At 45.6% G+C, this 24,799-nt stretch carries 17 protein-coding genes; 12 read left to right on the top strand and 5 right to left on the bottom strand.

Going from position 1 to position 24,799, the window contains the following annotated elements; translation table 11 throughout:
• Positions 1-26: 26 nt before the first annotated feature.
• Both ACO0KZ_RS01020 and ACO0KZ_RS01015 read left to right on the top strand, forming a co-directional pair.
• Positions 27-1,289 (top strand): dicarboxylate/amino acid:cation symporter, encoded by a 1,263-nt coding sequence (locus tag ACO0KZ_RS01020; RefSeq protein WP_422991843.1) that lies wholly within the window; start codon positions 27-29, stop codon positions 1,287-1,289.
• A gap of 149 nt (positions 1,290-1,438) precedes the next feature.
• Positions 1,439-3,868 (top strand): prolyl oligopeptidase family serine peptidase, encoded by a 2,430-nt coding sequence (locus ACO0KZ_RS01015; RefSeq protein WP_422991841.1) that lies wholly within the window; start codon positions 1,439-1,441, stop codon positions 3,866-3,868.
• 77 nt (positions 3,869-3,945) lie between these two features.
• On the opposite strand, the gene ACO0KZ_RS01010 is transcribed toward ACO0KZ_RS01015, so the two are convergent.
• Complete coding sequence (locus ACO0KZ_RS01010; protein ID WP_422991839.1) at positions 3,946-4,491, bottom strand: hypothetical protein; 546 nt, start codon at positions 4,489-4,491, stop codon at positions 3,946-3,948.
• A 114-nt stretch (positions 4,492-4,605) separates the two neighbouring features.
• Here ACO0KZ_RS01010 and clpB point away from each other — a divergent pair, with 114 nt between their 5' ends.
• From clpB to ACO0KZ_RS00995, 3 genes are all read left to right on the top strand, one after another.
• The gene (gene clpB, locus ACO0KZ_RS01005) at positions 4,606-7,191 is read left to right on the top strand and encodes an ATP-dependent chaperone ClpB (protein WP_422991838.1); all 2,586 of its coding nucleotides are present in this window, start codon (positions 4,606-4,608) and stop codon (positions 7,189-7,191) included.
• A 325-nt stretch (positions 7,192-7,516) separates the two neighbouring features.
• Complete coding sequence (locus ACO0KZ_RS01000; protein WP_422991836.1) at positions 7,517-8,071, top strand: GNAT family N-acetyltransferase; 555 nt, start codon at positions 7,517-7,519, stop codon at positions 8,069-8,071.
• Between the two features lie 351 nt (positions 8,072-8,422).
• Complete coding sequence (locus tag ACO0KZ_RS00995) at positions 8,423-10,051, top strand: sensor histidine kinase (protein WP_422991834.1); 1,629 nt, start codon at positions 8,423-8,425, stop codon at positions 10,049-10,051.
• Positions 10,052-10,149: 98 nt separating this feature from the next.
• Here the strand turns inward: ACO0KZ_RS00995 and ACO0KZ_RS00990 are convergent, their stop codons facing one another.
• Positions 10,150-11,817 carry a peptide chain release factor 3 gene (locus ACO0KZ_RS00990; RefSeq protein WP_422991832.1) on the bottom strand — a complete coding sequence of 556 codons (1,668 nt, stop codon included), beginning with the start codon at positions 11,815-11,817 and terminating at the stop codon, positions 10,150-10,152.
• Positions 11,818-11,910: 93 nt separating this feature from the next.
• Complete coding sequence (waaF, locus tag ACO0KZ_RS00985; RefSeq protein WP_422991830.1) at positions 11,911-12,969, bottom strand: lipopolysaccharide heptosyltransferase II; 1,059 nt, start codon at positions 12,967-12,969, stop codon at positions 11,911-11,913.
• 194 nt (positions 12,970-13,163) lie between these two features.
• Between waaF and ACO0KZ_RS00980 the strand changes: the two genes are divergently transcribed.
• Complete coding sequence (locus tag ACO0KZ_RS00980; protein ID WP_422991828.1) at positions 13,164-14,075, top strand: DUF535 family protein; 912 nt, start codon at positions 13,164-13,166, stop codon at positions 14,073-14,075.
• A 4-nt stretch (positions 14,076-14,079) separates the two neighbouring features.
• Here ACO0KZ_RS00980 and ACO0KZ_RS00975 read toward each other — a convergent pair whose 3' ends face one another.
• Positions 14,080-14,601: a GNAT family N-acetyltransferase gene (locus ACO0KZ_RS00975; RefSeq protein WP_422991826.1), complete on the bottom strand. Its 522-nt coding sequence runs from the start codon at positions 14,599-14,601 to the stop codon at positions 14,080-14,082.
• A gap of 184 nt (positions 14,602-14,785) precedes the next feature.
• Here ACO0KZ_RS00975 and ACO0KZ_RS00970 point away from each other — a divergent pair, with 184 nt between their 5' ends.
• The 3 genes from ACO0KZ_RS00970 to ACO0KZ_RS00960 all read left to right on the top strand — a co-directional run bounded on the left by ACO0KZ_RS00970 (position 14,786) and on the right by ACO0KZ_RS00960 (position 18,409).
• Positions 14,786-15,682: a DMT family transporter gene (locus ACO0KZ_RS00970; protein ID WP_422991824.1), complete on the top strand. Its 897-nt coding sequence runs from the start codon at positions 14,786-14,788 to the stop codon at positions 15,680-15,682.
• A gap of 186 nt (positions 15,683-15,868) precedes the next feature.
• The gene (locus ACO0KZ_RS00965; protein ID WP_422991822.1) at positions 15,869-16,021 is read left to right on the top strand and encodes a hypothetical protein; all 153 of its coding nucleotides are present in this window, start codon (positions 15,869-15,871) and stop codon (positions 16,019-16,021) included.
• 162 nt (positions 16,022-16,183) lie between these two features.
• Positions 16,184-18,409 (top strand): DUF1631 family protein, encoded by a 2,226-nt coding sequence (locus tag ACO0KZ_RS00960; protein ID WP_422991820.1) that lies wholly within the window; start codon positions 16,184-16,186, stop codon positions 18,407-18,409.
• A gap of 104 nt (positions 18,410-18,513) precedes the next feature.
• On the opposite strand, the gene ACO0KZ_RS00955 is transcribed toward ACO0KZ_RS00960, so the two are convergent.
• Positions 18,514-19,233, bottom strand: a complete 720-nt coding sequence (locus ACO0KZ_RS00955; protein ID WP_422991818.1) for a hypothetical protein — start codon at positions 19,231-19,233, stop codon at positions 18,514-18,516.
• 526 nt (positions 19,234-19,759) lie between these two features.
• On the opposite strand from ACO0KZ_RS00955, the gene pepN reads away from it, so the two are divergent.
• The 3 genes from pepN (at position 19,760) to ACO0KZ_RS00940 (ending at position 24,558) form a co-directional block, all read left to right on the top strand.
• Entirely contained in the window at positions 19,760-22,429 is a 2,670-nt protein-coding gene (gene pepN, locus ACO0KZ_RS00950; RefSeq protein ID WP_422992754.1) for an aminopeptidase N, read from the top strand.
• Between the two features lie 50 nt (positions 22,430-22,479).
• Positions 22,480-23,493, top strand: a complete 1,014-nt coding sequence (locus ACO0KZ_RS00945; RefSeq protein WP_422991816.1) for a class 1 fructose-bisphosphatase — start codon at positions 22,480-22,482, stop codon at positions 23,491-23,493.
• A 150-nt stretch (positions 23,494-23,643) separates the two neighbouring features.
• A complete protein-coding gene (locus ACO0KZ_RS00940) occupies positions 23,644-24,558 on the top strand; it encodes a glutaminase (RefSeq protein ID WP_422992752.1) in 915 nt (304 codons plus the stop codon).
• Positions 24,559-24,799: the final 241 nt, after the last annotated feature.

Here is a 24,799-nt window from a genome sequence, read left to right as displayed (position 1 = left end):
AAATTAATAAAAGGGATGTCTAAAACATGAAAAAACGCCTCAATCTTACTAGTTACATCATTCTCGGTTTGATACTCGGGATTATTGTTGGCTATTTTGTTAATGCAAATACAGCCAAGCCCGGCGATTTTGCCGAAGCGATGTCTTTGATCACCACGATGTTTTTGCGCTTGATCAAAATGATTATTGCGCCTTTGGTGTTTTCTACTTTGGTCGTGGGTATCGCCAAAATGGGCGATGTCAATGAAGTAGGGCGGGTTGGCGGTAAGGCATTAGGTTGGTTCATTATTGCATCTTTGATTTCATTGACCTTGGGCTTAGTCATGGTCAACTTCTTCCGCCCTGGTGACGCTATGCATGCCATGTTGCCTGCAGCTGATGCGGTGTCGGGTATTTCGACGACCAACTTGAGTATGAAAGAGTTCATTACGCATTTGGTGCCCTCGTCGATCGTTGATGGCATGGCGAAAAATGAAATTTTGCAGATCGTGGTTTTCTCTATTTTCTTCGGTACAGCGGCTGCGGCCGTCGGTGATCGCAGCAAAGTATTGATTGAAGCTGTCGATGGAGTGGCACATATCATGTTGAAATTGACTGGTTATGTGATGAATTTTGCGCCTATCGCGGTGTTTGCTGCGGTCTCTGGTGTGGTTGCTAAGAGCGGACTTGCTGTTCTGGGAACTTATGGCGTTTTCATGGCGGAGTTTTATTTCTCTATTTTGATTTTGTGGTTGGTATTGATTTTCATCGGCTACCTTTTTTTGAAAGGACGCATCGTCGGTCTTTTGCGTGAATTGCGTATGCCTACGCTGTTAGCTTTCTCGACAGCGTCATCGGAAGCGGCATTTCCAAAAACCTTGGAAGGCTTGGAGCGCTTTGGTGTTAAAAACCGTATCGCCTCTTTCGTACTGCCTTTAGGTTATTCATTTAATCTCGATGGTTCTATGATGTATTGCACATTCGCTACCGTGTTTATCGCACAGGCCTATGGCATAGAATTGTCGCTGGGTACGCAAATTACTATGATGTTGATTTTGATGCTGACCTCCAAAGGTATGGCGGGTGTGCCACGTGCATCCCTCGTGGTGATTGCTGCTACTTTGGCACAGTTTAATATTCCAGAAGCGGGCTTACTTTTGTTACTAGGTGTTGATCATTTCCTTGATATGGCGCGTTCAGCGACCAATGTGATTGGTAATGGTCTGGCAACTGCGGTTGTCGCGAAGTGGGAAGGCGAATTGGGTGAACATATAGAAGGTGATTTGGCGAATCAAAAATTGCCCGAGTAGTGCTAGTTCGGACTAATCAGGGCTGATTGTGGCCGAATAAGGCTAATTTTTAAGGAATCTTTTTGCTTCCTGCTTGTCCAAGAAACGCTGAACTCTGCAAAGATTCAGCGTTTTTTTATTGACCATCTTACCCGATGAGGGAAACAACAATGAGAATGAAAAAGAATGGTGTGCTGCTTTTGATAGTGGCTGGCGTCTTCACGACAAGTTTTATGTCTGTCGCTGCGGCGCAGGATAGTAATAGAGTCGCCGCGAAGCTGACTGAAAAGCTCAGCATGGAGCAGATTATGGCAAATACCGATTGGATGGGGATAGCGCCCGAACGTCCGTATTTTAGCCAAGATGGCAAAAGTATCTATTTTTCTCGCAAAGCAGTCGGTTCTGAAATCCGTGATCTATATAAAGTAAACGCAAATGGCGGTGCGGCGCAGAAATTGAGTGCAGCGGAAGTTGTCGTTGCTGAATCTGATCAAAAAGTCACTAGCCCAGATCGTACGCAAACGGTGTGGTTGCGGAATGGGAATTTATTTTTACTAAAAGACGGCAAGCGCCAACAGCTCACTCGCACGGGAGAGATGAGCGGCCTTTTAGGGTTTGTGGGTAATGATCAAATTGCGATGCGAAATGAAGGTAAAGTGATTTTGTTCAATTTGCGCAGCGGTGAACAAAGCATGCTGGTGAATATCAAAAATGATGATGACCCGCTCGTGAAAATTGAAACGCCTGATTACCTGACGGCACAGCAAACACGCCTGTTCGACATCATTAAAAAACGTGATGCAGATAAAAAAGAACTAGAAACCCGCCAGCGCGAATTGGCTAGTCAGACCGCCAGTGCGCCTATGCCTGTTTACTTAGGTAAGGGGCGTGAATTCCGTAGTTTCAGCGTTTCTCCAGATGGTAAATATGTACTGGTCGGTACTGTTGCGCCTCGTAGAGATAGTCGTAACGACAAAATGCCCCACTATGTTAGCAGTGATGGCTATGTGAAAATTGAAGATGTTCGTAGTAAGGTAGGTACTGAGCCCGACAGCAGCGAGCAGATTTTTGTCGTTGATGTCAGTGCCAACAAAGCTATCAAACTCAAACTGGATCAACTATCAGGCATCAATGAAGATCCACTACTGGTACTCAAAACCGATGCGGCAAAGCGTTTAGGAAAGCCCGCACCCAAAGCTGTTTCGCCACGTGCGGTGTATATTAACTTCCGTGGAATACGCTGGAGTGCTTCTGGGCAGCAACTGGCCTTTTGTTTATTCAGTGCTGATAATAAAGATCGTTGGATCTTGAAAATGGATTTAAGTGCTGCTGATAAATCCAAATGGGTATTAGCACATCGACTGACCGATCAAGCCTGGGTCAACGATGGCAGCTTTAACGAATTTGCTTGGAGCCCTGACGGTAAAGCATTGTGGTATTTATCTGAAGAGTCTGGCTTTAGTCAGCTGTATGTGCAACGTGATGGAAAAGATGTAGCGCTGACGAACGGCCGATTTGAAGTCAACAGCGTGCAGCCTACGCATGATGGAAAATGGTTTTACTACCGAGCCAATAAGAAACATCCTGGTATCCATGAAGTGTACCGCGTCTCTGCCGACGGCAAACGAGATGAAGTATTGACGGATATGAATGGCGGTATGGATTTTGAGTTGGCACCAACAGAAGATAAGCTGTTATTGACGCATTCCACCACCACACGTCAGCCTGATTTATTTGTGCAGGCGAGTACACCTGGTGCCAAGGCAGTTCGTTTGACAGAGTCAACCTCGAAAGAATTCGCACAGATTGATTGGATTAAACCTGAGATCATCGCGGTACCATCTAAACATGGCGCTGCGCCGATTTATTCACGCGTCTATCGCGACAATAAAACACCTAGCGACGAACGTAAGCCTGCAGTAATGTTTGTTCATGGCGCAGGTTACCTACAAGCGGCGCATCATGGTTGGTCAACTTATTTCCGCGAGATGATGTTCCATAACCTCTTGGTGCAACAAGGTTACGTCGTGATTGATATGGACTATCGCGCCTCCGCTGGCTATGGCCGTGACTGGCGCAATGCAATCTATCAGCGTATGGGTACGCCTGAATTAGAAGACTATGAAGATGGTCTCGACTGGTTAGTTGATAATGCCAATGTAGATAGAAATCGTGTGGGTATTTACGGCGGCTCTTACGGCGGATTCATGACCTTTATGGCGCTGTTTAAGACCGATAAATTCGCTGCCGGTGCTGCTTTGCGTCCGGTAGCAGATTGGGCTCATTACAATCACGGCTATACCTCGAATATTTTGAATACCCCTGATGTCGATCCAGATGCTTATGCGCGTAGTTCACCGATAGAATTCGCGGCTGGTTTGAAACGACCTCTCTTAATTTGTTCTGGTATTTTGGATGACAATGTTTTTTTCCAAGATAGCGTGCGCATGGTGCAAAAACTGATTGAGTTAAAGAATCCAAATTTTGAGTTGGCAGTCTATCCAATTGAGCCGCATGGCTTCCGTGAGGCAGATAGCTGGTTAGATGAGTATCGCCGGATTTACAAATTAATGGAGCGCGATGTAAAAGGGCGTAAGTAGCCCTAGCAAGAATTAGAACGAAAAAAGCAGAGAGTTTTATTCTCTGCTTTTTTTGTATAAAATCGGCGTATATGAAACTAGTTTAGTAAATGTGCAGGTACCGACATTTCTTCCGGTTTTGGTAAGCTCAAGTCCAAACCCCAACCCGACGCTTTTTCTGCGTCGATCAATAATTTACAAAAGCCGTGTAGCAAGGATGTTTCCAGACGCAAGTCCACGGTGCCACCTTGTGTTGGAAAAAATTGTATCCATAATGCTGCGTTCGCTTTCAAATGAAACTTGACCGTTTCAAGCAAAAACGGTCGTTCACCATTCAATGCTTTGCGGTTTTCGTCTGAGTAGGCTTGATCAAAATTGCCACTTTCCTTTATCTTGTCCAGCGCATTTTGATGTTCCATATTGACCAACTCATCGCTCGCAAAAGCCGCCCCCGGACGATTCAGGCGCATATGGGAGCCGATAGCTTCCATCATGGTCGGCCATAATTTTTGCAATAGACGACGTGTGAAAAAAATCTGTATCTCTTTTTTGGTTTGATCCGTATCTTCGGTAGAAAAACCTATTCTCAATAAGATGCGGTCTTCGTCGGTAAGGTAAGTAAGATTAAGTTGTTCTAAAGGCATAAATGATTGATATAACGCAAAGCGGTTGAAGTTTTTCCTATTGACCGCGCTTGAAAAGTGGTTTTGTCGCCTAATCTATGGAGCACTAATAAATTAATGCACCCGGAGGTTTGTATGCGCTTAGATAAATTAACGACAAAATTGCAAGAAGCATTGGCTGACGCACAGAGCCAGGCGGTAGGTAATGATAACCAATATATAGAGCCTGTGCACGTCTTACTCGCTTTGATTAATCAAGACGATGGCGGTGCCCGCTCATTATTGCAACGTGCTGGTGTCAACATCAATGGTTTATTGAGTAGTTTAAACGCTGCCTTAGAACGTATCGCAAAAGTCACTGGCGGCGATGGTCAAGTGCAAATTGGCCGCGAGTTGATGGGTTTATTGAACCTAGCCGACAAAGAATCCCAGAAGCGTGGCGATCAATTTTTGGCCAGCGAGATGGTCTTGCTTGCTTTGGTGGATGACAAGTCAGAAGCAGGTAAATTGGCGCGTGAAAATGGCTTAACGCGTAGCGCATTAGAAGCTGCTATCAAAGGCGTGCGTGGCGGTGCCAATGTTGACTCTCCCGAAGCAGAAGGCCAGCGCGAAGCCTTGAAGAAATACACCTTAGATCTCACCGAACGTGCGCGTCTTGGTAAGCTTGACCCAGTGATTGGTCGTGACGACGAAATTCGTCGTGCGATCCAGATTTTGCAACGTCGCAGCAAGAATAATCCTGTATTGATAGGCGAACCCGGCGTCGGTAAAACCGCGATTGTCGAAGGCTTGGCGCAGCGTATCGTGAATGGCGAAGTGCCCGACAGCTTGAAATCAAAACGCGTCCTTTCACTCGATATGGCAGCCTTGTTGGCGGGTGCAAAGTTCCGTGGCGAATTTGAAGAGCGCTTAAAAGCTGTACTCAAGGAAATTGCATTGGATGAAGGTCAAACCATCGTCTTCATCGATGAGTTGCACACTATGGTCGGTGCTGGTAAAGCAGAAGGTGCAATGGACGCCGGCAATATGCTGAAACCTGCTTTGGCGCGTGGCGAATTGCATTGCGTGGGCGCCACCACCTTGGACGAATATCGCAAGTACATCGAGAAAGATGCTGCACTCGAACGTCGCTTCCAGAAAATCATTGTCGATGAGCCTAGTGTCGAAGCGACGATTGCCATCTTGCGTGGCTTGCAGGAGAAGTATGAAGTCCATCATGGCGTCGATATCACTGATCCAGCGATTGTTGCTGCGGCGGAACTGTCTCATCGCTACATTACCGATCGTTTCTTGCCAGATAAGGCCATTGATTTGATTGATGAAGCAGCGGCAAAAATTAAGATAGAGATTGATTCCAAACCAGAGGTTATGGATAAATTGGATCGTCGCTTGATTCAGCTGAAAATTGAGAAAGAAGCGGTCAAACGTGAAAAAGACGAAGGTTCTAAAAAGCGCCTCGTCTTGATTGAAGAAGAGATCAAGAAACTCTCGCGTGAATATGCCGATTTGGAAGAAGTGTGGAAAGCAGAAAAAGCCACCGTGCAAGGTAGTACTCATATCAAGGAAGAGATAGAAAAAGTTCGTTTGCAAATGGAAGATGCCAAACGTAAAGGCGATTGGCAAACCATGTCGGAACTTCAGTATGGTCGTATGCCCGAACTTGAGGCTCAATTGAAATCCGCAGATTTACAAGCGGCGAAAAATGCCGAAGCGGGTGGTAAGCCAAGATTACTGCGTACTCAGGTTGGCGCGGAAGAAATTGCAGAAATTGTGTCGCGTGCAACGGGTATTCCTGTCTCGCGCATGATGCAAGGTGAACGCGAAAAACTCTTGCAAATGGAAGATGCCTTACACAAGCGAGTGGTTGGTCAGCACGAAGCGATCACTGCCGTGTCTGACGCCATACGTCGCTCACGTGCTGGACTCGGTGATCCAAATCGTCCCTACGGGTCATTCCTATTTTTGGGACCTACTGGTGTTGGTAAAACTGAGTTGTGTAAAGCCTTAGCGAGCTTTATGTTTGATACTGAAGAGTCCTTAATTAGAATCGATATGAGCGAGTTTATGGAGAAGCATTCTGTCGCACGTTTGATCGGTGCTCCTCCGGGTTATGTCGGTTACGAAGAAGGTGGTTATCTGACTGAAGCCGTACGTCGCAAACCGTATAGCGTGATCTTGCTAGATGAAGTAGAGAAGGCACATCACGATGTGTTTAACGTCCTACTGCAAGTCTTGGATGATGGTCGTATGACCGATGGTCAAGGGCGTACAGTTGACTTTAAAAACACCGTGATTGTTATGACTTCGAATCTGGGTTCGCATCAGATTCAAGCCATGGAAGGCAGTGACCCTAGCGTGATTAAAATGGCGGTAATGGGCGAAGTGAAATCGCATTTCCGTCCAGAGTTTATTAATCGAATTGACGAGATCGTCGTGTTCCATGCACTTGATGCGAAAAACATCGGTGCAATCGCTAAGATACAACTGGAAACTTTGAACAAGCGTCTGACTCAAATGGATATGGGCTTGCAAGTGACTGATGCGGCCTTGTTGAAAATCGCGGAGGCTGGCTTCGACCCTGTGTATGGCGCCCGTCCTCTAAAACGCGCGATTCAACAAGAGATAGAAAATCCTTTGTCTAAGCTGATTTTGCAAGGCAAATTTGGACCTAAGGATGTGATTGTGGTGGATGTCGCAGATGGTGCTCTGGTGTTTAACTAAGAGAAACAAATCTCAGTGGTAGTTTTAATGGTAAAGCATGAACCGCAAAAGCAATTTTGCGGTTTTGTTTTTAGTTCGTTTTTTGTGTATATTCTGGGCATGAAGTGACTAAACTACGCTGCGGCAAGGATGGGCAGAGCAATTTCCGATATGTTAACGATGACAAAATGTCGGGCGGGTGAAACCCCCGCCGCGGTAACATCGTGTACATCAGACTGACTTGTCGGCAGCGTGGGTTTCAGGTGCCCCACGTTGAATCGTCATTAGCTATTGATCAGTGTGCAAACGAGGTGCGGACTTATCAAAAAACTCATAAGAAATTTTCATGACACCCAAAATAAACCCACAATTAATTGTCCGACCAAGTACCTTGGAAGAGATTCCCGAACTCAACCAAATGATCATCGAATCTGCGCGAGTCTTGAGCCGTGGGTTTTATACTGAACAAGAAGCGGAATCTGCCATCAAGTATGTATTCGGTGTCGATACCGCACTTGTGAATGACGGCAGCTATTTCACCGCCACACTCGATGGTGAATTGGCAGGCTGCGGCGGCTGGAGTCGCCGTCGTACATTATATGGCGGTGATCAAAGGCCGATGGGAGCAGATGAGTTCCTTGATCCCGCCCACGATCCAGCCAGAATCCGCGCCTTCTTCATTTCACCAACAGTAGCGCGGCGCGGTGTCGGTAGAGCCGTATTCGAAGCCTGTAAGCATGCGGCGATAGCGCGAGGTTTTAGCAGCTTGGAGCTAATGGCAACGCTGCCTGGAGTGCCGTTTTACCAAGTCTTGGGCTTTGAAAAAGTGGAAGATGTGTCAGATACTTTGCCTGACGGTGTGACGATACGGTTTGAACGTATGAGTTTAAAGATTGCGTGAATCGTCTGCAGAGTATCAACGCAAGTTTCGCGACGACGATGGCAGTTTCCGTTAATCTTTTTAATTTGGCACCGATTTTCCTGCTGTCGGTATGGCCTTAGCTAAGTGCTCACGTGGGTTGCCTGCACTGTAGTTTATTCGCCGTAAAAATACATTTAGATCTGCATGCAAAAGTGCGTCAGCTTCACAATATGTGTCAAAATGCAATGCATCACCAAGTCATTTGCAATATGAGGTGAAAGATATAATGAAGATGGTCGCCACCACCGTCAATGGGATTGCTTAAATTGATCGTGCGATACTGGACAGTTCGCTTAAAGTCATTTACCCCTAACGTCAATTCTTAAAACTATGATTTTTTACCGTAAGATCATTGGCTTTAGCACTTCGATTATTGGGCAATTTACTTTAGTCGCGTTCCTTGCGTCTGCGCTACTTGTTTTCAATGTCATTGTGGGTGGCAATGAAGTATTGAAAGCGGCCTTGATTGAGAACGTCAAAACCAGCATCGTACAAACTTCCCAATTGCTTAACTTTACGGTGGCTACTTACGCAAGCAATAATGATCTGAAGACGGTACAAGCGTTTCTAGATGAGATGGTTGAAGGTGATTCAAAGAATGGTTTAACTTATGTCGTTGTTGGAGATTCTAATGGAAAAATTCTTCTGACAACCCAAGCGTTTGATTCTAATTTGCCGACTCCTTTCGTTTCTGGGGATATTGAGAAAGTGGCATTGGAAGGCGCCATCCACATTCGAAATTCGCTTCTATTGCCAAAGGCTGAGGTAGGATTTCTACAGTACGGTTTGTCGACAAAGAATATTATCGAGGTCACCGAAGACACCAGAGAGAAGTCATTAATTCGTACTGGTTTGATTATGTTTCTCACTTTTTTGGCGATCGTCTTTTTAGGTAAGCGCATCGTACATCGCTTGCAGCAAATGATTCGGGCCAGCCAAGAAATTGTTGCGGGAAACTATCAGTTACACATCAAAGTTTCGGGACGTGACGAGCTTAGCGTGATGTCAGATCATTTCAATAAAGTGGTCGATGCGGTTCAAACAAAAATTACAGAAATTACCCAGCTAAATCAATCATTGGAAGTCCGTGTCCAACAGCGGACACACGAGTTGGAAACGTCAAAAACTCAAATTGAAGAAAGCCTCAACCAACTGCAAGAAGCGCAGAAACAACTGATCACTTCAGAAAAACTGGCGAGTCTCGGGTCGCTAGTCGCTGGCGTTGCGCATGAATTAAACACGCCAATTGGTAATTCTGTCACCGTGTCTTCAACCATTAATCACTTGGCGATGGAACTCAGACGGGAGAGTGAAGAGGGCAAATTGCGACGTTCCAATTTAAATCATTTCATTGCGAGAGTTGAAGAGGCCGCCGACTTGCTTGATAAAAATTTAGGGCGGGCATCAGAGTTGATTACCAGTTTTAAAAACGTCGCGGTTGATCAGACCAGCGAATTACGCCGTGAATTTCAATTGCGAAAAATCATGGAAGAGCTGGCGGTAACTTTACGTCCAAAATTACGGAAAGTAGATATTCAATTAGTGATTGACGTGCCGTCAGATATTGTTCTAGACAGTTATCCAGGTCCACTGATGCAAGTAATTGCTAATTTATTTAATAATGCCGTGATACATGGGTTTGAAGAGCTTACCAATGGCGAGATTACTTGGTATGCCTCAATCGACGAGAGAGACCCAGCTTATGTCAAAATGCAGTTTAGTGATACGGGCAAAGGAATAGATCCGCAAATCATAGACAAAATTTTCGATCCGTTTTTTACGACAAAATTTGGACAAGGTGGATCAGGGCTGGGCCTAAATATTTGCCACAATATTGTTGAAGGTGTCTTAGAAGGCAAAATTTCGGTCAAATCGACGTTGAATGTCGGTACAACCTTTGTCATACGCATACCAATACGAGCTACGTTTAAGGCTACTGATACTAAGAGTTTGTATTAATGGTATGACTTTGTTGTTGCTCAATTCATCAACCAAGGGCATAAAAAACGAAGCTAGAAATTCTCTAGCTTCGCGTTTTTTAGAATGCAATGTAAATTTTAGTCCAGCTTGGCAGCATGTTCCCGTGTCGCATGGAATACCACATCCGGCCAACGTTCTTGGGTCAAACGTAAATTCACGCCCGAGCTGGCGAGGTAGGCCATATTGCCTGCCGCATCGTAAGCCACATTCGCACCCGCGCTAGAACGTTCAAAATCTGCCAACATCTTTTTATCTTCGCAAGTAATCCAACGTGCACTACTGATGCTCGTGCCTTCGAATACTGCATCGACACCGTATTCGTTTTTCAAACGACTAGCAACGACTTCAAACTGCAAAACACCAACCGCGCCAAGGATCAAATCACTGCTGACGATAGGTTTAAAAACCTGTACCGCGCCTTCTTCACCCAACTGCTGCAAGCCTTTTTGTAATTGCTTGGTTTTGAGTGGATTCAAAATGCGAGCGATGCGGAAGAAGTCTGGTGCGAAGTAAGGGATACCAGTGAATTGTAGTAATTCACCTTCGGAAAAACTATCACCAATTTGCATATTGCCGTGATTCGGTAAGCCGATGATGTCGCCTGCGTAAGCTTCCTCAACTTGTTCGCGAGAAGACGCCATAAACGTGACCACTGATGAAACTTTGATGTCGCGGTTAATGCGCAAATGTTTGAGCTTCATACCGCGTTCAAAGCGACCAGAGCAAACACGCAAGAAGGCGATACGGTCGCGATGTGCCGGGTCCATATTCGCTTGAATTTTGAAGACGAAACCCGAGAATGGCTCTTCGGTTGGTCCAACGGTACGCACCGTTGCATCGCGTTCACGTGGTGCTGGCGCCCAGTCGAGCAGGGCGTTCAAAATTTCACGTACACCGAAGTTGTTAATCGCCGAGCCGAAGAATACGGGCGTTTGTGTACCCGCTAACACCGCTTCTAAATCAAAAGGATGAGAGGCGCCATGCACCAATTCGACTTCCATTTTCAGTTGTTCGATTTCCAGCGGGAACAATTCTGCCAGACGCGGATTGTCGATACCTTTGACAACTTCAAATTCTTGATCCGCGCGCTCACTACCTGGTGTGAACAACATGATTTCATCTTTTAAGATGTGATACACACCACGGAAAGTTTTGCCCATGCCAATCGGCCAAGTGACAGGCGAGCAATCAATCTTTAAGACCGATTCCAACTCATCCAATAATTCCAATGGATCGCGAGTTTCCCTATCCATTTTGTTGACGAAGCTGATAATCGGTGTATTGCGCATGCGGCAAACATTTAACAGCTTGATGGTTTGTTCTTCCACACCTTTGGCCGCATCAATCACCATCAATGCAGAGTCGACGGCGGTCAATACACGATAAGTATCTTCGGAAAAGTCTTGGTGACCCGGTGTGTCGAGCAAATTCACCACGTGATCGCGGTATTCGAACTGCATGACCGATGACGCCACTGAGATGCCACGTTGCTTTTCAATTTCCATCCAGTCAGACGTCGCATGGCGACCGCTCTTACGTGCTTTGACCGTACCTGCTAACTGAATCGCACCCGAGAACATCAAAAGTTTCTCGGTAAGCGTGGTTTTACCCGCATCCGGATGAGAAATAATGCCGAAAGTGCGGCGACGCGCTACTTCTTTGCGGATTAGTTCAGTGGATACTTTTTTGATGGCAACGCTGTCTTGCTCGTCGTTGCTTTCTGGGGTGCTGATGATATCGGTCATTGCTGAGGTTCTGTGAGAATAGAATAACCGCATATTTTAACATGCGATAAAGGGGGATTTTTGTTATATCGATCTATCGCAAACGATTGAAGCTCAGATCGTGTCAAGCAGTATAGGCAGCAAAGATTGCCAGACCATGTCGGGCGATATTTTTGTCATACACTCTCTGTGCCCGAGCGGGCATTCTTTTTGTTTGCAAGGGGCACACGATAAATTTAAAGAGATCGATATTTTTTTGTCGGAGTGCGATGGCGCGTGTTGTGGATCTGTTGGCCCATAAATGGCGAGCGTGGGGCGATTTAATGCCGAGGCAATATGCAACAGACCTGAGTCATTGCTAATGATCGCGCTCGCGCCAGAAATCAAACCTATCGCTTGCTCTAGGGTGGTATTGCCCGCTAAATTCAAGGCATTAGGAACTTGCTCATGTATTTGCTGGCAAACCGCTCTGTCATTCGGACCTCCCAATATGACGATTTGTGCCTTGCGATTAAAGCCTAGTATTTTGCGTGCAAGGTCGGCGAAATACGTTTCTGGCCATCTCTTTGCAGAACCGAACTCTGCGCCTGGCGCCAATACGATAATAGGCAAATTTGTCGCTAGCCCAAATTTCCCAAACAATTGTTCGTTCTTTAAGGTCGATACACTCAATCTAGGCTTTGGTAACGTCGCCGGAATCGGATCTTGCGGCGCTCTTGCGAGCGCAGCATAAAAATCGGTCATAGGTCTAGGACTGATTTTGCTATCATGGTGCATCACATTAATCAGACCGTAGCGGGTTTCGCCACGATAACCGATTCTTTTCTTGATCCCTGCCAGCCAAGGAAGTAAGGCGTATTTGATTGAATTGGGCAACACATAAACTGCTGAGTATTCTTTTCTTCTTATTTCTTGTGCGTGCTTCCAGTAGTCTCGAATTTTGATGGATCCATGACGAATCGTACTTTCAAGCACCATATCCACTTCGGACATCGCCTGTACAACTGGCGCAACCCATTTGGGTGCCAGGACATCAATTTGCGCATTGGGATGTTGCGCTCTCAGGAGCCGCAATAAGGGCTGAGCCATGATAGCGTCGCCTATCCAGTTCGGTGCGATTACCAGCAGTCGCGATTTTTCGCTGGGCTGATTATTTCCAAAGTATTGTTTCAATTTCAATTTCAGCGTTGCGTTTTTCGTCTAACCAGGATCAAGACTAATACATTATGTAACGAATAGAAACATTAAGTTACAATACGACCAAGCGCGTATGCTACAGGAAATCTGCAAAGATTTTCAGCTAGTTGCGATTGAATTTCGCTTCAATATGAGTTTCTTTATCTAAAAAAATAGCAAAAAAGTTATATATGTCGCCCAGTGTGTTAAATAAAATAAGTTTGTCGTATGGTGTAGACGACAGTCGGCAGGGGCTTTCTTTTTTTCGAGAGTATTTAAAGTTGTTCGTCAGAGCTCGACTTCACCCTAAAGTGACGCGGGCTTGGCTAGCATTTTGGAATTCAAGGGATTCGTTTACCGCTATCGCTACGGCCAGTCCGCAATTAATCAAGAAGATTTATCGACCTTATCTCAGTCGGCAATTTGATTGCGGACAGCGAAGCAAAATAATTCAATCGCACTATCAGTTCATTCAGCAGCGCGGTTTGTTGGGAATGATTAATGGTGCGTTAAATGAGCCCCTTACGCTTTTGGATATTTTGGGGAAAAGCGGCGATCTGTACCAAGTTCAATTGGTCTCGACCAAAGTCATGGAGCGCGAGGGGGAATTGGTACTACAACTTTTGTCAAACCAAGTGCTCCTGTATTCAATTGCTTTTACCTTTATTCAGACTGAGGATGAGCTCCAAATTGGCGTAGGTTGTTTGCAAGGCGGACGTGCCGAAGACGCGCTTGATTTAATTCGAAAATCAACACGGGATATGCACGGGTTACGACCAAAAACTTTGCTGGTCAATTTGGTTCAGCAAATAGGACAGCAACTTGAGTGCCAGCAATTGCTGTTGGTCGGAAATGACAATCGGACTGTGACGCAGCCAATGAAAAAGGGCAAAGTTCGCGCTAATTACGAAGAGACTTGGCTCGAACATAAAGCGAGTCGGCTGGAGAATGGTGATTTTTCTCTGCCTTGTCGAGAGTTGCTTGAGCCAGACTACCAAGAAATCCCGTCACACAAGCGGTCTGAGGCGCGTAAACGTTTTGCTCTATTGTCAAACGCTAGCCTGTCGATTCGCCGTTCTTTTAAGTCTGCAAGCGCAGCTTAGTAATTTATTCCGAACGTATCCACGCCATAGGAATATCCGATTCCAGATCGCCATCGGGACGGCGTACGCGTTGTTGAAAATGGCCTTCAATCTCGAAACCTAAGCTCTGATAAAAAGCGATCGCTTTGAGATTCGATTGGCGCACAAATAATTCGACGCGCAAGATATTAGTACGATGCAGTTTAACTTCCTCAAGCAAGGCCTTGAATATAGCTCGTCCAATCCCTGTGCCCTGAAAAACAGGGTGCACCGCAATCGTCAGATCTGACAAGATATGCGCGAATATTTTGGGGAAAGGTGGATAGGCATGTATTTCGCCGACGATTTGTTCTTCTCGCTTCGCGACATAACAGATGCCACGTGTGATCGCAGTCTCAAGATTGTGCTGAATGTAGTCATCCGTGATTTCATCTTCGGTGCGGGCGATACCACCTCCTTGTCGAGCGACGCTTTGATACAGCGCTTTGATGTTGGCGAAATCGTCTGAGGTAGCAGCATGTATGTGGTACTGAATGTCCTTGTTCATCGTCGTTTCCATCCAAATTGATGAAGGTGTACTGAAAGTCTATCAGCATAAATGATCAGTGGCCGGGCAGCTTTCTAAAAAGTCCTTTCTTTTCAGATCAAATTATAACTTCTAAAAAATGGTATAAGAATGGTATAAATCAATCTCATTTGATGAGGATCTACCTCGACTTCAGGAGCTGTTTTTGGATCAAGCTGCCATACAGCGCCGCAATCATTTAACTGGTTTAAGTTTAGCGATTGTCGGTGCCATTTTGTTTTCTGCAAAAGCCATCGTTGCGAAGTTAATTTATCGTTATCACGTCGATGCGGTGACTTTAATTGCTTTTCGTATGCTATTTTCTTTGCCAGTTTTTGCCGCGATTGCCATTTGGCAGGCTTGGCGTCATCCCCCTTTATGTGCCGCGGATCGTTGGCGTTTGTTAGGTCTGGGATTGGTTGGCTATTATTTGTCTAGCTTTTTAGATTTTTTAGGTTTGCAATATATCTCGGCCGGATTAGAACGTTTGATTTTGTTTTTGACACCATCATTTGTCTTGTTCATCCATGTGCTTTGGTTCAAGCGACAAATACGTCCAATTGAGTATTTGTCTTTGCTGATTGCTTATCTGGGAATTGTTTTAGTGTTCTTGCATGACTTATCGTTTAACGGGCAACAAGTGATCTTGGGTGCGGGATTGGTGCTCGGTTCGGCAATTGCTTATGCGACCTACTTGATACAGTCGGGTGAAATGGTGGCACGCATAGGTTCTTTACGCTTGGTTTCCTATGCCATGTGCGTGTCTAGTGTGGCGTGTATTGCGCAGTTCTTTCTTTTGCGTCCGGTGACTATGTTAGTTCAACCCGCGCAAGTCTTGGCTTTGTCTGTAGTAAATGCCATCGTCTGCACGGTGTTTCCGGTGTTTCTGACGATGTTTGCGGTAAAACGTATCGGTGCGCCTAGTGCTTCTCAAGCTGGCATGATAGGTCCTGTCTCGACTTTGATTTTAGGTACGGTTTTTTTGAATGAAGTGATCAGTGAATGGCAGATCGCCGGCGCTAGCCTGGTTATTTTGGGTATGTATCTACTGAGTAGAAAATGAGATAACTATGAATGTCAGACCCCAGTCTGTTCGATCTTATGGTGGCTAAAAGCCTCTTTTCGCCTATTTGCAGGCCAGATTAGTGCGCTGGACTAGTCGAAAAGAAGCAAAACAACATATACTGAATCTTTATAGGTTTACCCTTACTTACGGATACTTTGGGGACAGTCGACACTGTTCAATATTATGGCTGAAGAAAAACAAGTCGGATCTGAAATTGAAAAAACGAGTGCTGATGACGGCAGTCCTAAATTTGGTCGTCTATTAATTGTGTTGCTATTTGCGGTTGCGTTGATCGTTGCGATTACTTTTGCAACTGAGGCTTACCACGGTTTGTAGTACGGCCTGCCATTCTTTTTGCAGCCACAAATCGAGCATCAGTAAGTGATAAAACGACGCAAGATACAGATGTAATGGATGCGACTAAAGGGACTATTCGCGTAAGTATTCCTGATTGATATGCATTGCTTATTTATAACGTGCTACTGGTTGAATTGAACAATGGACACTATCCCACTGATGCCGGTCTCGGCTGACAAATCCCAAAAAAACGCTGGTGTGTTGGTAGGTGCGGCTGCTACTGCTGCAGGTAAGAAGGCAGAGACTTCCAACGCGTCACGCCTCTTGATTTTGCAAAATATGGTACCGCTAGCAACGAATTTAGTTGCCTCGCAATTAGAAGCCTTTTCAACCCGGTTGGCCGATGCATTATTTAAGCTATCGGATCAAGCAGTGCGCCCCGATGAAGCAAAAATTAGTTTCGAAGCGCATCAATTGGTTAAACGAAATAGCACAGCTTTTTATCGTTTGGTCGCAGGACAAATCAACGCCGCCCTTAGTAAAGAAGTGAGCGTATTTAACACCAGAAAACGGCTCAAAAAAGAAAGCCAATTCCTAGATACGACAGCGCAGACTTACGAAGAGATGGAAGGCAAGATTTTGCTGCGCAATGCCAGTCAATCGATGGAAGTATTGAATGCAGAATCGCTGGTCTTATTGAATAGTTTGATTGGTCGGATCTTGAATCGTATGCCTATCGATATCTCGCAAAATCCTTTTCGTCCTGAGATATTCATCTCGGCTGTGCATAAAGCCTGGGTGGAGCTTGATCCTAATCCAGCGTCACATTTGATTGTACTGCGCCTATTACAACCAGCGATCTTCTTGCAATTAACGCCTATCTTAGATGAGATTAATCAGGAGTTAATGGCGCGAGGGATACACCCGGGAGTTGATGATAATTTCGATAGCTCGGGAGGCGTACTCGCCTATTTGCCAGCGCAAAGTCTGTTTAGTTTGGATCCTTATTTGCAGGATAAACTAAAACGGGTCTTTTCTGGACAACTCGAATTAGCGTCTGCCGATGGCCTCGATGGTTTGGCCTCAGGTAGTGATACCTTACTCAATCAGTTAGATTTGGATGATGAGGATACACCTTTAGATAAAGCAACGGTTGATCACCAATTTTTCGCTAATTTGGTTGAGATGCAAAAAGACTTTGCTCAGAATGATGCCGATGGCCCGCAATTCGAGTCTCGCCTGCGCAAGGTCTTACGAGCACCATCGGCCGATAGTTTGAGCCTGATTCAACGCAATACCGTGGAGTTGCTGGCGCGTGTGTTTGATTATATTTTTACTGATGTGAGTTTGCGTGATGATGTTAAATCGATGATCTCTCAGCTGCAAATTCCTATTTTGAGGGTGGCATTGCAGGACTCTGATTTTTTCTTTCGCGAGTCTCACCCTGCACGTACCTTGATGGATATTCTTGGTAGCTCTGGGATTATTCTGGATAATGAAACTTCTCAAATTGACCCATTATTAGGTGTTATTGGTGATGTGATAGAGCGGGTTCAGTTCGAATTTGATGAGCGCATTGATTTGTTTTCCGATGTGGTATCAGATTTGGAAAACTACCTTAAAGATGAAGAAGTCAAAGCGCAAGAAGCGATCAGTCAACCGGTACAGACAGCATTAAGCGAAGAGAAAATGCGAGTGGCTCGTGAGTTCGCAGAGCATGATGTAGCGATTCGGGTAGAGACGGGTGAGGTTGCAGGCTTCTTGGAAGTCTTTTTGCAAGAGCAATGGATAAGGATTCTGACGATAGCGCATAGCGTGAAAGAAGAAAAGCCGCACGCATTAGAAAACGCTTTAAAGACGATGGATGATTTGATCTGGAGTCTGAAACCGAAGAACAGTGCTGATGAACGCAAAGAATTGATTGCAAAATTGCCTGCCATGTTGACGCTGCTTAACGCATGGTTGAACGCGATACGCTGGGATGAACCTGACCGTGTCTTGTTTTTTTCCAAGCTGGCCGAGCGTCACGCTTCTATGGCGAGAGCACCTCTAGAGTTGTCACCGCGCCGTCAATTAGAAATTGCGGTTAACATCGCTCAGCGTGCCAGCAATCGCCGCCTTGACCGATTTGTGCAGGAAAAAGTCGCGCATACTGATGATGAGGCAACTAAGCAGGTGGCCAGTTTGGAACGTGGCATCTGGCTCGATTTTAGTGACGAGAATGAACAAGTGAATCGCTATAAATTGGCGTGGATTAGTCCGAAACGCACTAGTTTTATTTTTGCTAATCGCCAAGGCTACCAAGCATTTTCTATTTCAGCAGAAGAGCTGGAAGAAAAGTATCGTACTGGTTCGGTCAGTACGATTTTGGTAAATTCGCTGGTGGATCGCGCCTTGATATACGCTTTGCGTGAATTGTCTTCGTAGAATATGTAGAGTGCAGGCGGTAAAACATGTTTTGAAAAATAAAAATCCCGGTGCTTATTGATGCACCGGGATTTTTTTGCGCACTAAGTTGCTACGCTATTGTTCTATTTTTCCAACTGAATTTCTACCGTGCTGTCGCCGGTTTTATTCGGGAATTCGCGCAGCGCGCTTTCCACTAGAAGCGCGATGTAAGGGTCGATTTCCACATCGGTTTTCGTTGTTTTTGCATTGACCGAATACAGCAACTTGCCAGATGCAGCTTCGGTGATTGTGATTTCTATGCCATGATCAAAGTACTGTCGGACCTCAAACCGTGGGTCATAAATTGGATCGAAGCGACTACCAAACGGAAACGCTGAGTACATAGAACCGAAATAGCGTGGATAGAAAACAGTGCGTGGATAGTATCGATACGGCAAACGGGCAAAACCTGGATAAAAGCGATAGGGTTCGAAACCGCCAATGGGTATCACCATGCCGGACGGCGTGACGATATAACTGGTCGAGCGAAATGGTGAAGATAGGTGCGCATTACCAGGTATGGATATCAGTTGTAGCTTAACTTTCAGTGTGCCTTTTCCCGCCTCTGTTTCAGTAAAACCTAATTCGCGCAAACGAGCTTTTACATCTTCGCTGGCATGCAGATATTCTGGCTCTTTCCCTTGTTCAGGATGCTCGATCAAGCTATAGGTTTTATCAGAAAAACCCGCTGGTAATTGATTGACAGTGCTGATTTTGCTGTAAAACGTGCTGGCACATCCTGTGAGTGTCGCCGTACAAAAAATCAGGCCTACTAACAATAAACGTTTGTTAAGAATATTCATGGTGTTCATCTCCGGTATTGCTCGCGCACAGTGGTTCATTCTAACGTCACTTTATTTTACTTCGCTGTTACTTGATAGTACTTGATCTGGCTAAAACTTTTAGTGCTTAGACAGAATTTTTACATCGTAGTTTTTTTGTTCCGCCATGTTCATGTGGCTTAAGTTTGAAGTCTACAGAATGTTGCGACTCTATCATGATCCTTGCTAGAGCAAAAGTCTGTGAAAAATTGTAACGAATTTGTCTGTAAAGGTAGCGCATGTATTAAACAGACGTGCATACCACTTTCGCCAAGTTGCCGACTCTACTAATTTTGAACCTTCAGTGGTCGGATTGATCGGTTTGTGGATTCTCTACTATTTGAATAACTATTTTTGTTGATTTGTCTGTTGACAGTCATCTTAAAAAGCCCATCCCAAGCTTGTGCTTGGTAAAATACAGACTTTATTTCTCATCCCGTTGACCACACCAGTTTATTTGGCTTCATTTTTGAATTGAGTTCAATTTATGCGAAAACCTGCGCAAGACATGCCTGTAGCGGCTCCCGTTACCATATATCGTAAAGATTACATTGCTCCCGGCTTTTGGGTCGATACTGTGGAAATGGGCTTCGATTTGCATCCGTTACGTACCCATGTTGCGACTCGCATCACGATGCGCCGCAACCATGAGAGTGCAGAAAAAGACTTAGTCTTGTTCGGCGAAGATATCAAGCTGCTGCAATTGCGTATGAATGATGTGAATCTGAAAAAGTCATCGTACACCTTGACCAAAGAGCGTTTGGTCATCAGCAATGCGCCCGATCAAGTCACACTTGAAATCGAAACGGCCATCGCAGCAGACAAAAACACCACGATGTCGGGTCTGTACGTCTCCAACGGCAATTTTTTTACCCAATGCGAGGCCGAGGGTTTCCGTAAAATTACTTTCTTCCCAGATCGTCCTGATGTGATGGCGAGTTACACCGTGATGTTGCGAGGTGATAAGAAGCTGTATCCGGTCTTGCTCTCGAACGGTAATTTGATAGAACAAGGTGATCTCGGTGATGGTCGTCATTACGCTAAGTGGGAAGATCCGTTCAAAAAACCATCTTATCTGTTTGCCTTAGTCGCCGGTAAGTTGGTCTGTCAGGAAGAAAATTACAAACTCAAATCTGGCCGTAAAGTGTTACTGCAAGTGTGGGTAGAACAGGGTAATCTCGACAAAACCCAGCACGCGATGGATTCTCTCAAGAACAGCATACGCTGGGATGAAGAACGTTTCGGTTTGGAACTCGATCTCGACCGTTTCATGATTGTTGCGACGAGCGATTTCAACATGGGTGCGATGGAAAATAAGGGCTTGAATATTTTCAACACCAAGTATGTGTTGGCTAATTCTCGCGTCGCGACGGATAGCGATTACGCAGGGATTGAATCAGTGGTTGGCCACGAATATTTTCACAATTGGACCGGCAATCGCGTGACTTGTCGCGACTGGTTTCAATTGTCTTTGAAGGAAGGCTTGACCGTTTTCCGCGACCAAGAATTTTCTGGCGATTTAGTCGGTAACGAGACGGGGCGCGCAGTGAAGCGCATAGAAGACGTACGCGTGCTGCGTCAATTGCAATTTTCGGAAGATGCAGGCCCGATGGCGCATCCGGTGCGTCCAGATTCTTTTGTTGAGATCAATAATTTTTATACGGTGACGGTGTACGAAAAAGGTTCAGAAGTCGTCCGCATGTATTACACACTGCTGGGTCATGATGGATTCCGCAAAGGAATGGATTTGTATTTCGAGCGGCATGATGGACAAGCGGTTACCTGCGATGATTTCCGTGCGGCGATGGCGGATGCCAATGGACGTGATTTAAAGCAGTTTGAGCGCTGGTATAGTCAGGCCGGTACGCCGCGTGTCAGAGCAGAATCAAGTTATAACGCAGAGGCCCAAACTTATACTTTGACCTTGAGCCAATCTTGCCCTAAGACGGCAGGGCAAGCGAAGAAATTGCCTTTCCATATTCCAGTGGCTGTTGGTCTGATTGATGCTGAAGGAAAAGATATCGCTTTTCAATTGCAGAATGAATCTACCATCAGTACGACCAAGATTTTAGAATTGAAAGAAGCACAGCAAAGCTTTGTGTTCACCCATATAGGTAGTGAAGTGACGCCATCCATACTGCGCAATTTTTCTGCACCAGTGATTTTGGAATTTGATTATAGCGATGAACAATTGGCGCATTTGCTGGCACACGATAGCGATCCATTTTGCCGATGGGAAGCTGGGCAACGTTTGGCGATGCGTCGTTTATTGAAGTTGGTCAGTTCAGTTCAGCGAGGTGAAACGCTGAGCCTCGATGATTTGTTCATCAACGCATTGCGCAAAACTTTGAATGATCAAAATCTTGATCCTGCATTCCGTGAATTGGTACTAACATTGCCCTCCGAAGTGATGATGGCCGAAGACATGGCAACGGCTGATCCAGATAGCATCCATACAGCACGCCAATTTGTGCGCTCCACTTTGGCGCAGCATTTAAAGGCTGATTTACTGCAAGCCTATCAAGATAATTTGACGCCGGGTAAGTACAGCCCCGATGCTCAATCTGCGGGCAAGCGCGCTTTGAAAAATTGCGCTTTAGCTTATCTGGTGGAATGGCCAGATACGGCAACGTATGCCCTTGCGCATACACAGTATCAAGAAGCAGAGAACATGACCGACCGTATCGCGGCTTTGAGCGCGATGTTGCATTGTTCTTCGGCATTGGATAAAGCGCATAGCAAGACACGCAAACAAGTGTTGGCGCACTTCTATAAAGAGTTTGAAAGTGAAGCGCTGGTCGTCGATAAATGGTTCACACTGCAAGCGACAGCACCAACAACGGATGTTGAACAGGTACGCGCCCTGATGCTACATAAAGCGTTTAGCATGAGTAACCCCAATCGCGCACGTAGTCTGATTTTTGCATTTTGCAATGCGAACCCGGCGCGCTTCCATGCAGCTGATGGCAGCGGCTATGCACTGTGGGCCGATTGCGTGATCGCACTGAATAAGCTCAATCCTCAAGTTGCCGCGCGCTTATCGCGAAGCATGGATAGGTGGACCAAATATCCAAAAGCCAATCAAGAATTAATGAAAGCGGCTTTGCAAAAAGTAGCGGCAACGAAGAATTTGTCGAAGGATGTGTTGGAAGTGGTAACGAAGGCTTTAGCTGCATAAAAACCAGTAAGAGAAGAATTTTATAAGATCCAATTTTAAGAAGGAAAAATATGAAACGCATCAGTCTGACCCGGTTTTTGGTCGAAGAGCAAAGGCTCAATAGTAATATCCCTGCCGAATTGCGCCTCTTAATTGAAGTGGTTGCTCGTGCATGCAAAACCATCAGCCACGCTGTCGGTAAGGGTGCCTTGGGTGAAGTCTTGGGTACGGCGCATACGGAAAATGTGCAAGGCGAAGTGCAAAAGAAACTCGATATTTTATCGAATGAAATTCTGTTAGAAGCGAACGAATGGGGTGGCCATTTAGCGGCGATGGCATCGGAAGAAATGGAAACCATTCATCCAATCCCCAATCGTTATCCACAAGGCGAATACTTGCTCTTGTTCGATCCACTCGACGGTTCTAGTAATATCGATGTGAATGTGTCTATCGGGACGATTTTCTCTGTTCTGAAAGCGCCAGAAGGTTTGAATACGCCGACTGAAAAAGACTTCTTGCAAAAAGGCAGTCAACAAGTTGCCGCTGGTTATGCCATTTATGGTCCGCAAACGATGTTGATTTTTACCACTGGCAACGGCGTGAATTGCTTTACCTTGGATCGTGAAATGGGTTCATGGGTACTGACAGAACGTAATATCCAAATCCCCGCCGATACGCAAGAATTCGCCATCAATATGTCCAACGTACGTCATTGGTATCCACCAGTCACGCGCTATGTAGACGATATGTTGGCAGGTAAAACTGGCCCGCTCAACAAAAACTACAATATGCGTTGGATCGCCGCTATGGTAGCCGATGTACACCGTATCTTGCACCGCGGCGGCATCTTCATGTACCCAGCAGACAAGCGCGAACCGGATAAAGCAGGCAAATTGCGCTTGATGTACGAAGCCAATCCTATGTCCATGATCGTCGAACAAGCAGGTGGTGCTTCGACTGATGGCAAACAGCGTATGTTAGATGTTCAACCGACTTCATTACACCAAAGGGTTGCGGTGTTCTTGGGTTCTAAGAACGAGGTGGAGCTCGTTACGCGCTATCACTCAGAACATTCTGAAGCCTAATCGAAATATTGGTAGGTGCGATTAATCGTCACGTGAAACGACGTTTAATCGCACGCATGGGAAACCCGGTATCGTTATTCAATCAATTTCGAAAAGACTGCGATCTGCTCGCACTAGTCGCTTAAGCCTTATGATTTCTATCCCATGGCCATCAACTACCAACGAATCTTAGACGACATCCATCAAGAAATTCAACCCTTGCTAGCTCAAGGCAAGGTTGCGACCTATATCCCAGAGTTATCCAAAGTGTCACCGCAACACTTTGGCATGGCGGTGTATTGTTTGGACGGAAGCAGTTATACGGTAGGTGATGCGCAGCAAAAATTCTCGACGCAAAGTATTACCAAGTTATTTGCTTTGTCTTTGGCCTTTGAACGTGAAGGTAGTGCGATTTGGAAGCGAGTAGGGCGTGAGCCTTCTGGCAATCCATTTAACTCCTTGTCGCAACTGGAATACGAGCGTGGTGTTCCGCGTAATCCCTTTATCAATGCCGGTGCATTGGTAATTAACGATATCTTGGCGCAGCGTTTTGTGCAGGCCGACATAGCGGTTTTGCAGTTTATGCGTATGTTGTCGGATGAGGTAAAAGTCGACTTTGATAAAGAGGTAGCGATCTCCGAAGAAAAACACGCGCATAGGAATAGTGCGATTGCACATTTGATGAAAGACTTTGGTAATCTCCATAATCCGGTCGACTCGGTGATTGCAAGCTATTGTCGTCAATGCTCGATCACCATGACGTGTTTGGAACTAGCAAAGGCAGGTAGCTTCTTAGCCAATCACGGCACCATTCCTTGGAGTGGGACAAAAGTTTTAGACTCTAGCTCAGCCAAGCGACTCAATGCCTTGATGCTGACGTGTGGTACCTATGACGTGGCTGGCGACTTTGCTTTTCGTGTGGGTTTGCCTGCCAAGAGTGGTGTTGGCGGTGGTATTCTAGCGCTGGTGCCTGGCGAGTTGGCGGTCTGCGTTTGGTCGCCAGGACTCGATCCTGCGGGTAATTCTCTGGCTGGTGTGATGGCTCTGGAGTTGTTTACCAATATGACTGCGCGTTCGATTTTTTGACCCTTCCTACCGAATCATTGGCATGTAAGTTATTTCTTAACACGTTAAATTTTCAAATTTTCCTTCTTATTCAATCGAGCGATCTAGCCGAGCAAACTCGGTGTTCGCGTTCGTTTTTCATTCTACGCTCCATGCGTTTTCCTCATTAATTTCCTGACTGGCATGCAAATTGCACTACGCAAAATGTTCGCAGTGTTTACACACGATTGACTTAAAGATGCGTCGATTAGTTACTGATGAT

The sequence above is a fragment of the Undibacterium sp. Di24W genome (genome assembly GCF_049340325.1).
Classification (GTDB): Bacteria; Pseudomonadota; Gammaproteobacteria; order Burkholderiales; family Burkholderiaceae_D; genus Undibacterium.
Note: the sequence above shows the minus strand (reverse complement) of the source record. Positions and strands in the feature narration are given on the sequence as shown.

Excerpts from the sequence above, each read along its gene's own strand:
- ACO0KZ_RS01020 (WP_422991843.1), top strand. The coding sequence starts at position 27 with ATGAAAAAACGCCTCAATCTTACTAGTTACATCATTCTCGGTTTGATA.
- ACO0KZ_RS01015 (WP_422991841.1), top strand. The coding sequence starts at position 1,439 with ATGAGAATGAAAAAGAATGGTGTGCTGCTTTTGATAGTGGCTGGCGTC.
- ACO0KZ_RS01010 (WP_422991839.1), bottom strand. The coding sequence starts at position 4,491 with ATGCCTTTAGAACAACTTAATCTTACTTACCTTACCGACGAAGACCGC.
- clpB (WP_422991838.1), top strand. The coding sequence starts at position 4,606 with ATGCGCTTAGATAAATTAACGACAAAATTGCAAGAAGCATTGGCTGAC.
- ACO0KZ_RS01000 (WP_422991836.1), top strand. The coding sequence starts at position 7,517 with ATGACACCCAAAATAAACCCACAATTAATTGTCCGACCAAGTACCTTG.
- ACO0KZ_RS00995 (WP_422991834.1), top strand. The coding sequence starts at position 8,423 with ATGATTTTTTACCGTAAGATCATTGGCTTTAGCACTTCGATTATTGGG.
- ACO0KZ_RS00990 (WP_422991832.1), bottom strand. The coding sequence starts at position 11,817 with ATGACCGATATCATCAGCACCCCAGAAAGCAACGACGAGCAAGACAGC.
- ACO0KZ_RS00980 (WP_422991828.1), top strand. The coding sequence starts at position 13,164 with ATGTCGCCCAGTGTGTTAAATAAAATAAGTTTGTCGTATGGTGTAGAC.
- ACO0KZ_RS00975 (WP_422991826.1), bottom strand. The coding sequence starts at position 14,601 with ATGAACAAGGACATTCAGTACCACATACATGCTGCTACCTCAGACGAT.
- ACO0KZ_RS00965 (WP_422991822.1), top strand. The coding sequence starts at position 15,869 with ATGGCTGAAGAAAAACAAGTCGGATCTGAAATTGAAAAAACGAGTGCT.
- ACO0KZ_RS00960 (WP_422991820.1), top strand. The coding sequence starts at position 16,184 with ATGGACACTATCCCACTGATGCCGGTCTCGGCTGACAAATCCCAAAAA.
- ACO0KZ_RS00955 (WP_422991818.1), bottom strand. The coding sequence starts at position 19,233 with ATGAATATTCTTAACAAACGTTTATTGTTAGTAGGCCTGATTTTTTGT.
- pepN (WP_422992754.1), top strand. The coding sequence starts at position 19,760 with ATGCCTGTAGCGGCTCCCGTTACCATATATCGTAAAGATTACATTGCT.
- ACO0KZ_RS00945 (WP_422991816.1), top strand. The coding sequence starts at position 22,480 with ATGAAACGCATCAGTCTGACCCGGTTTTTGGTCGAAGAGCAAAGGCTC.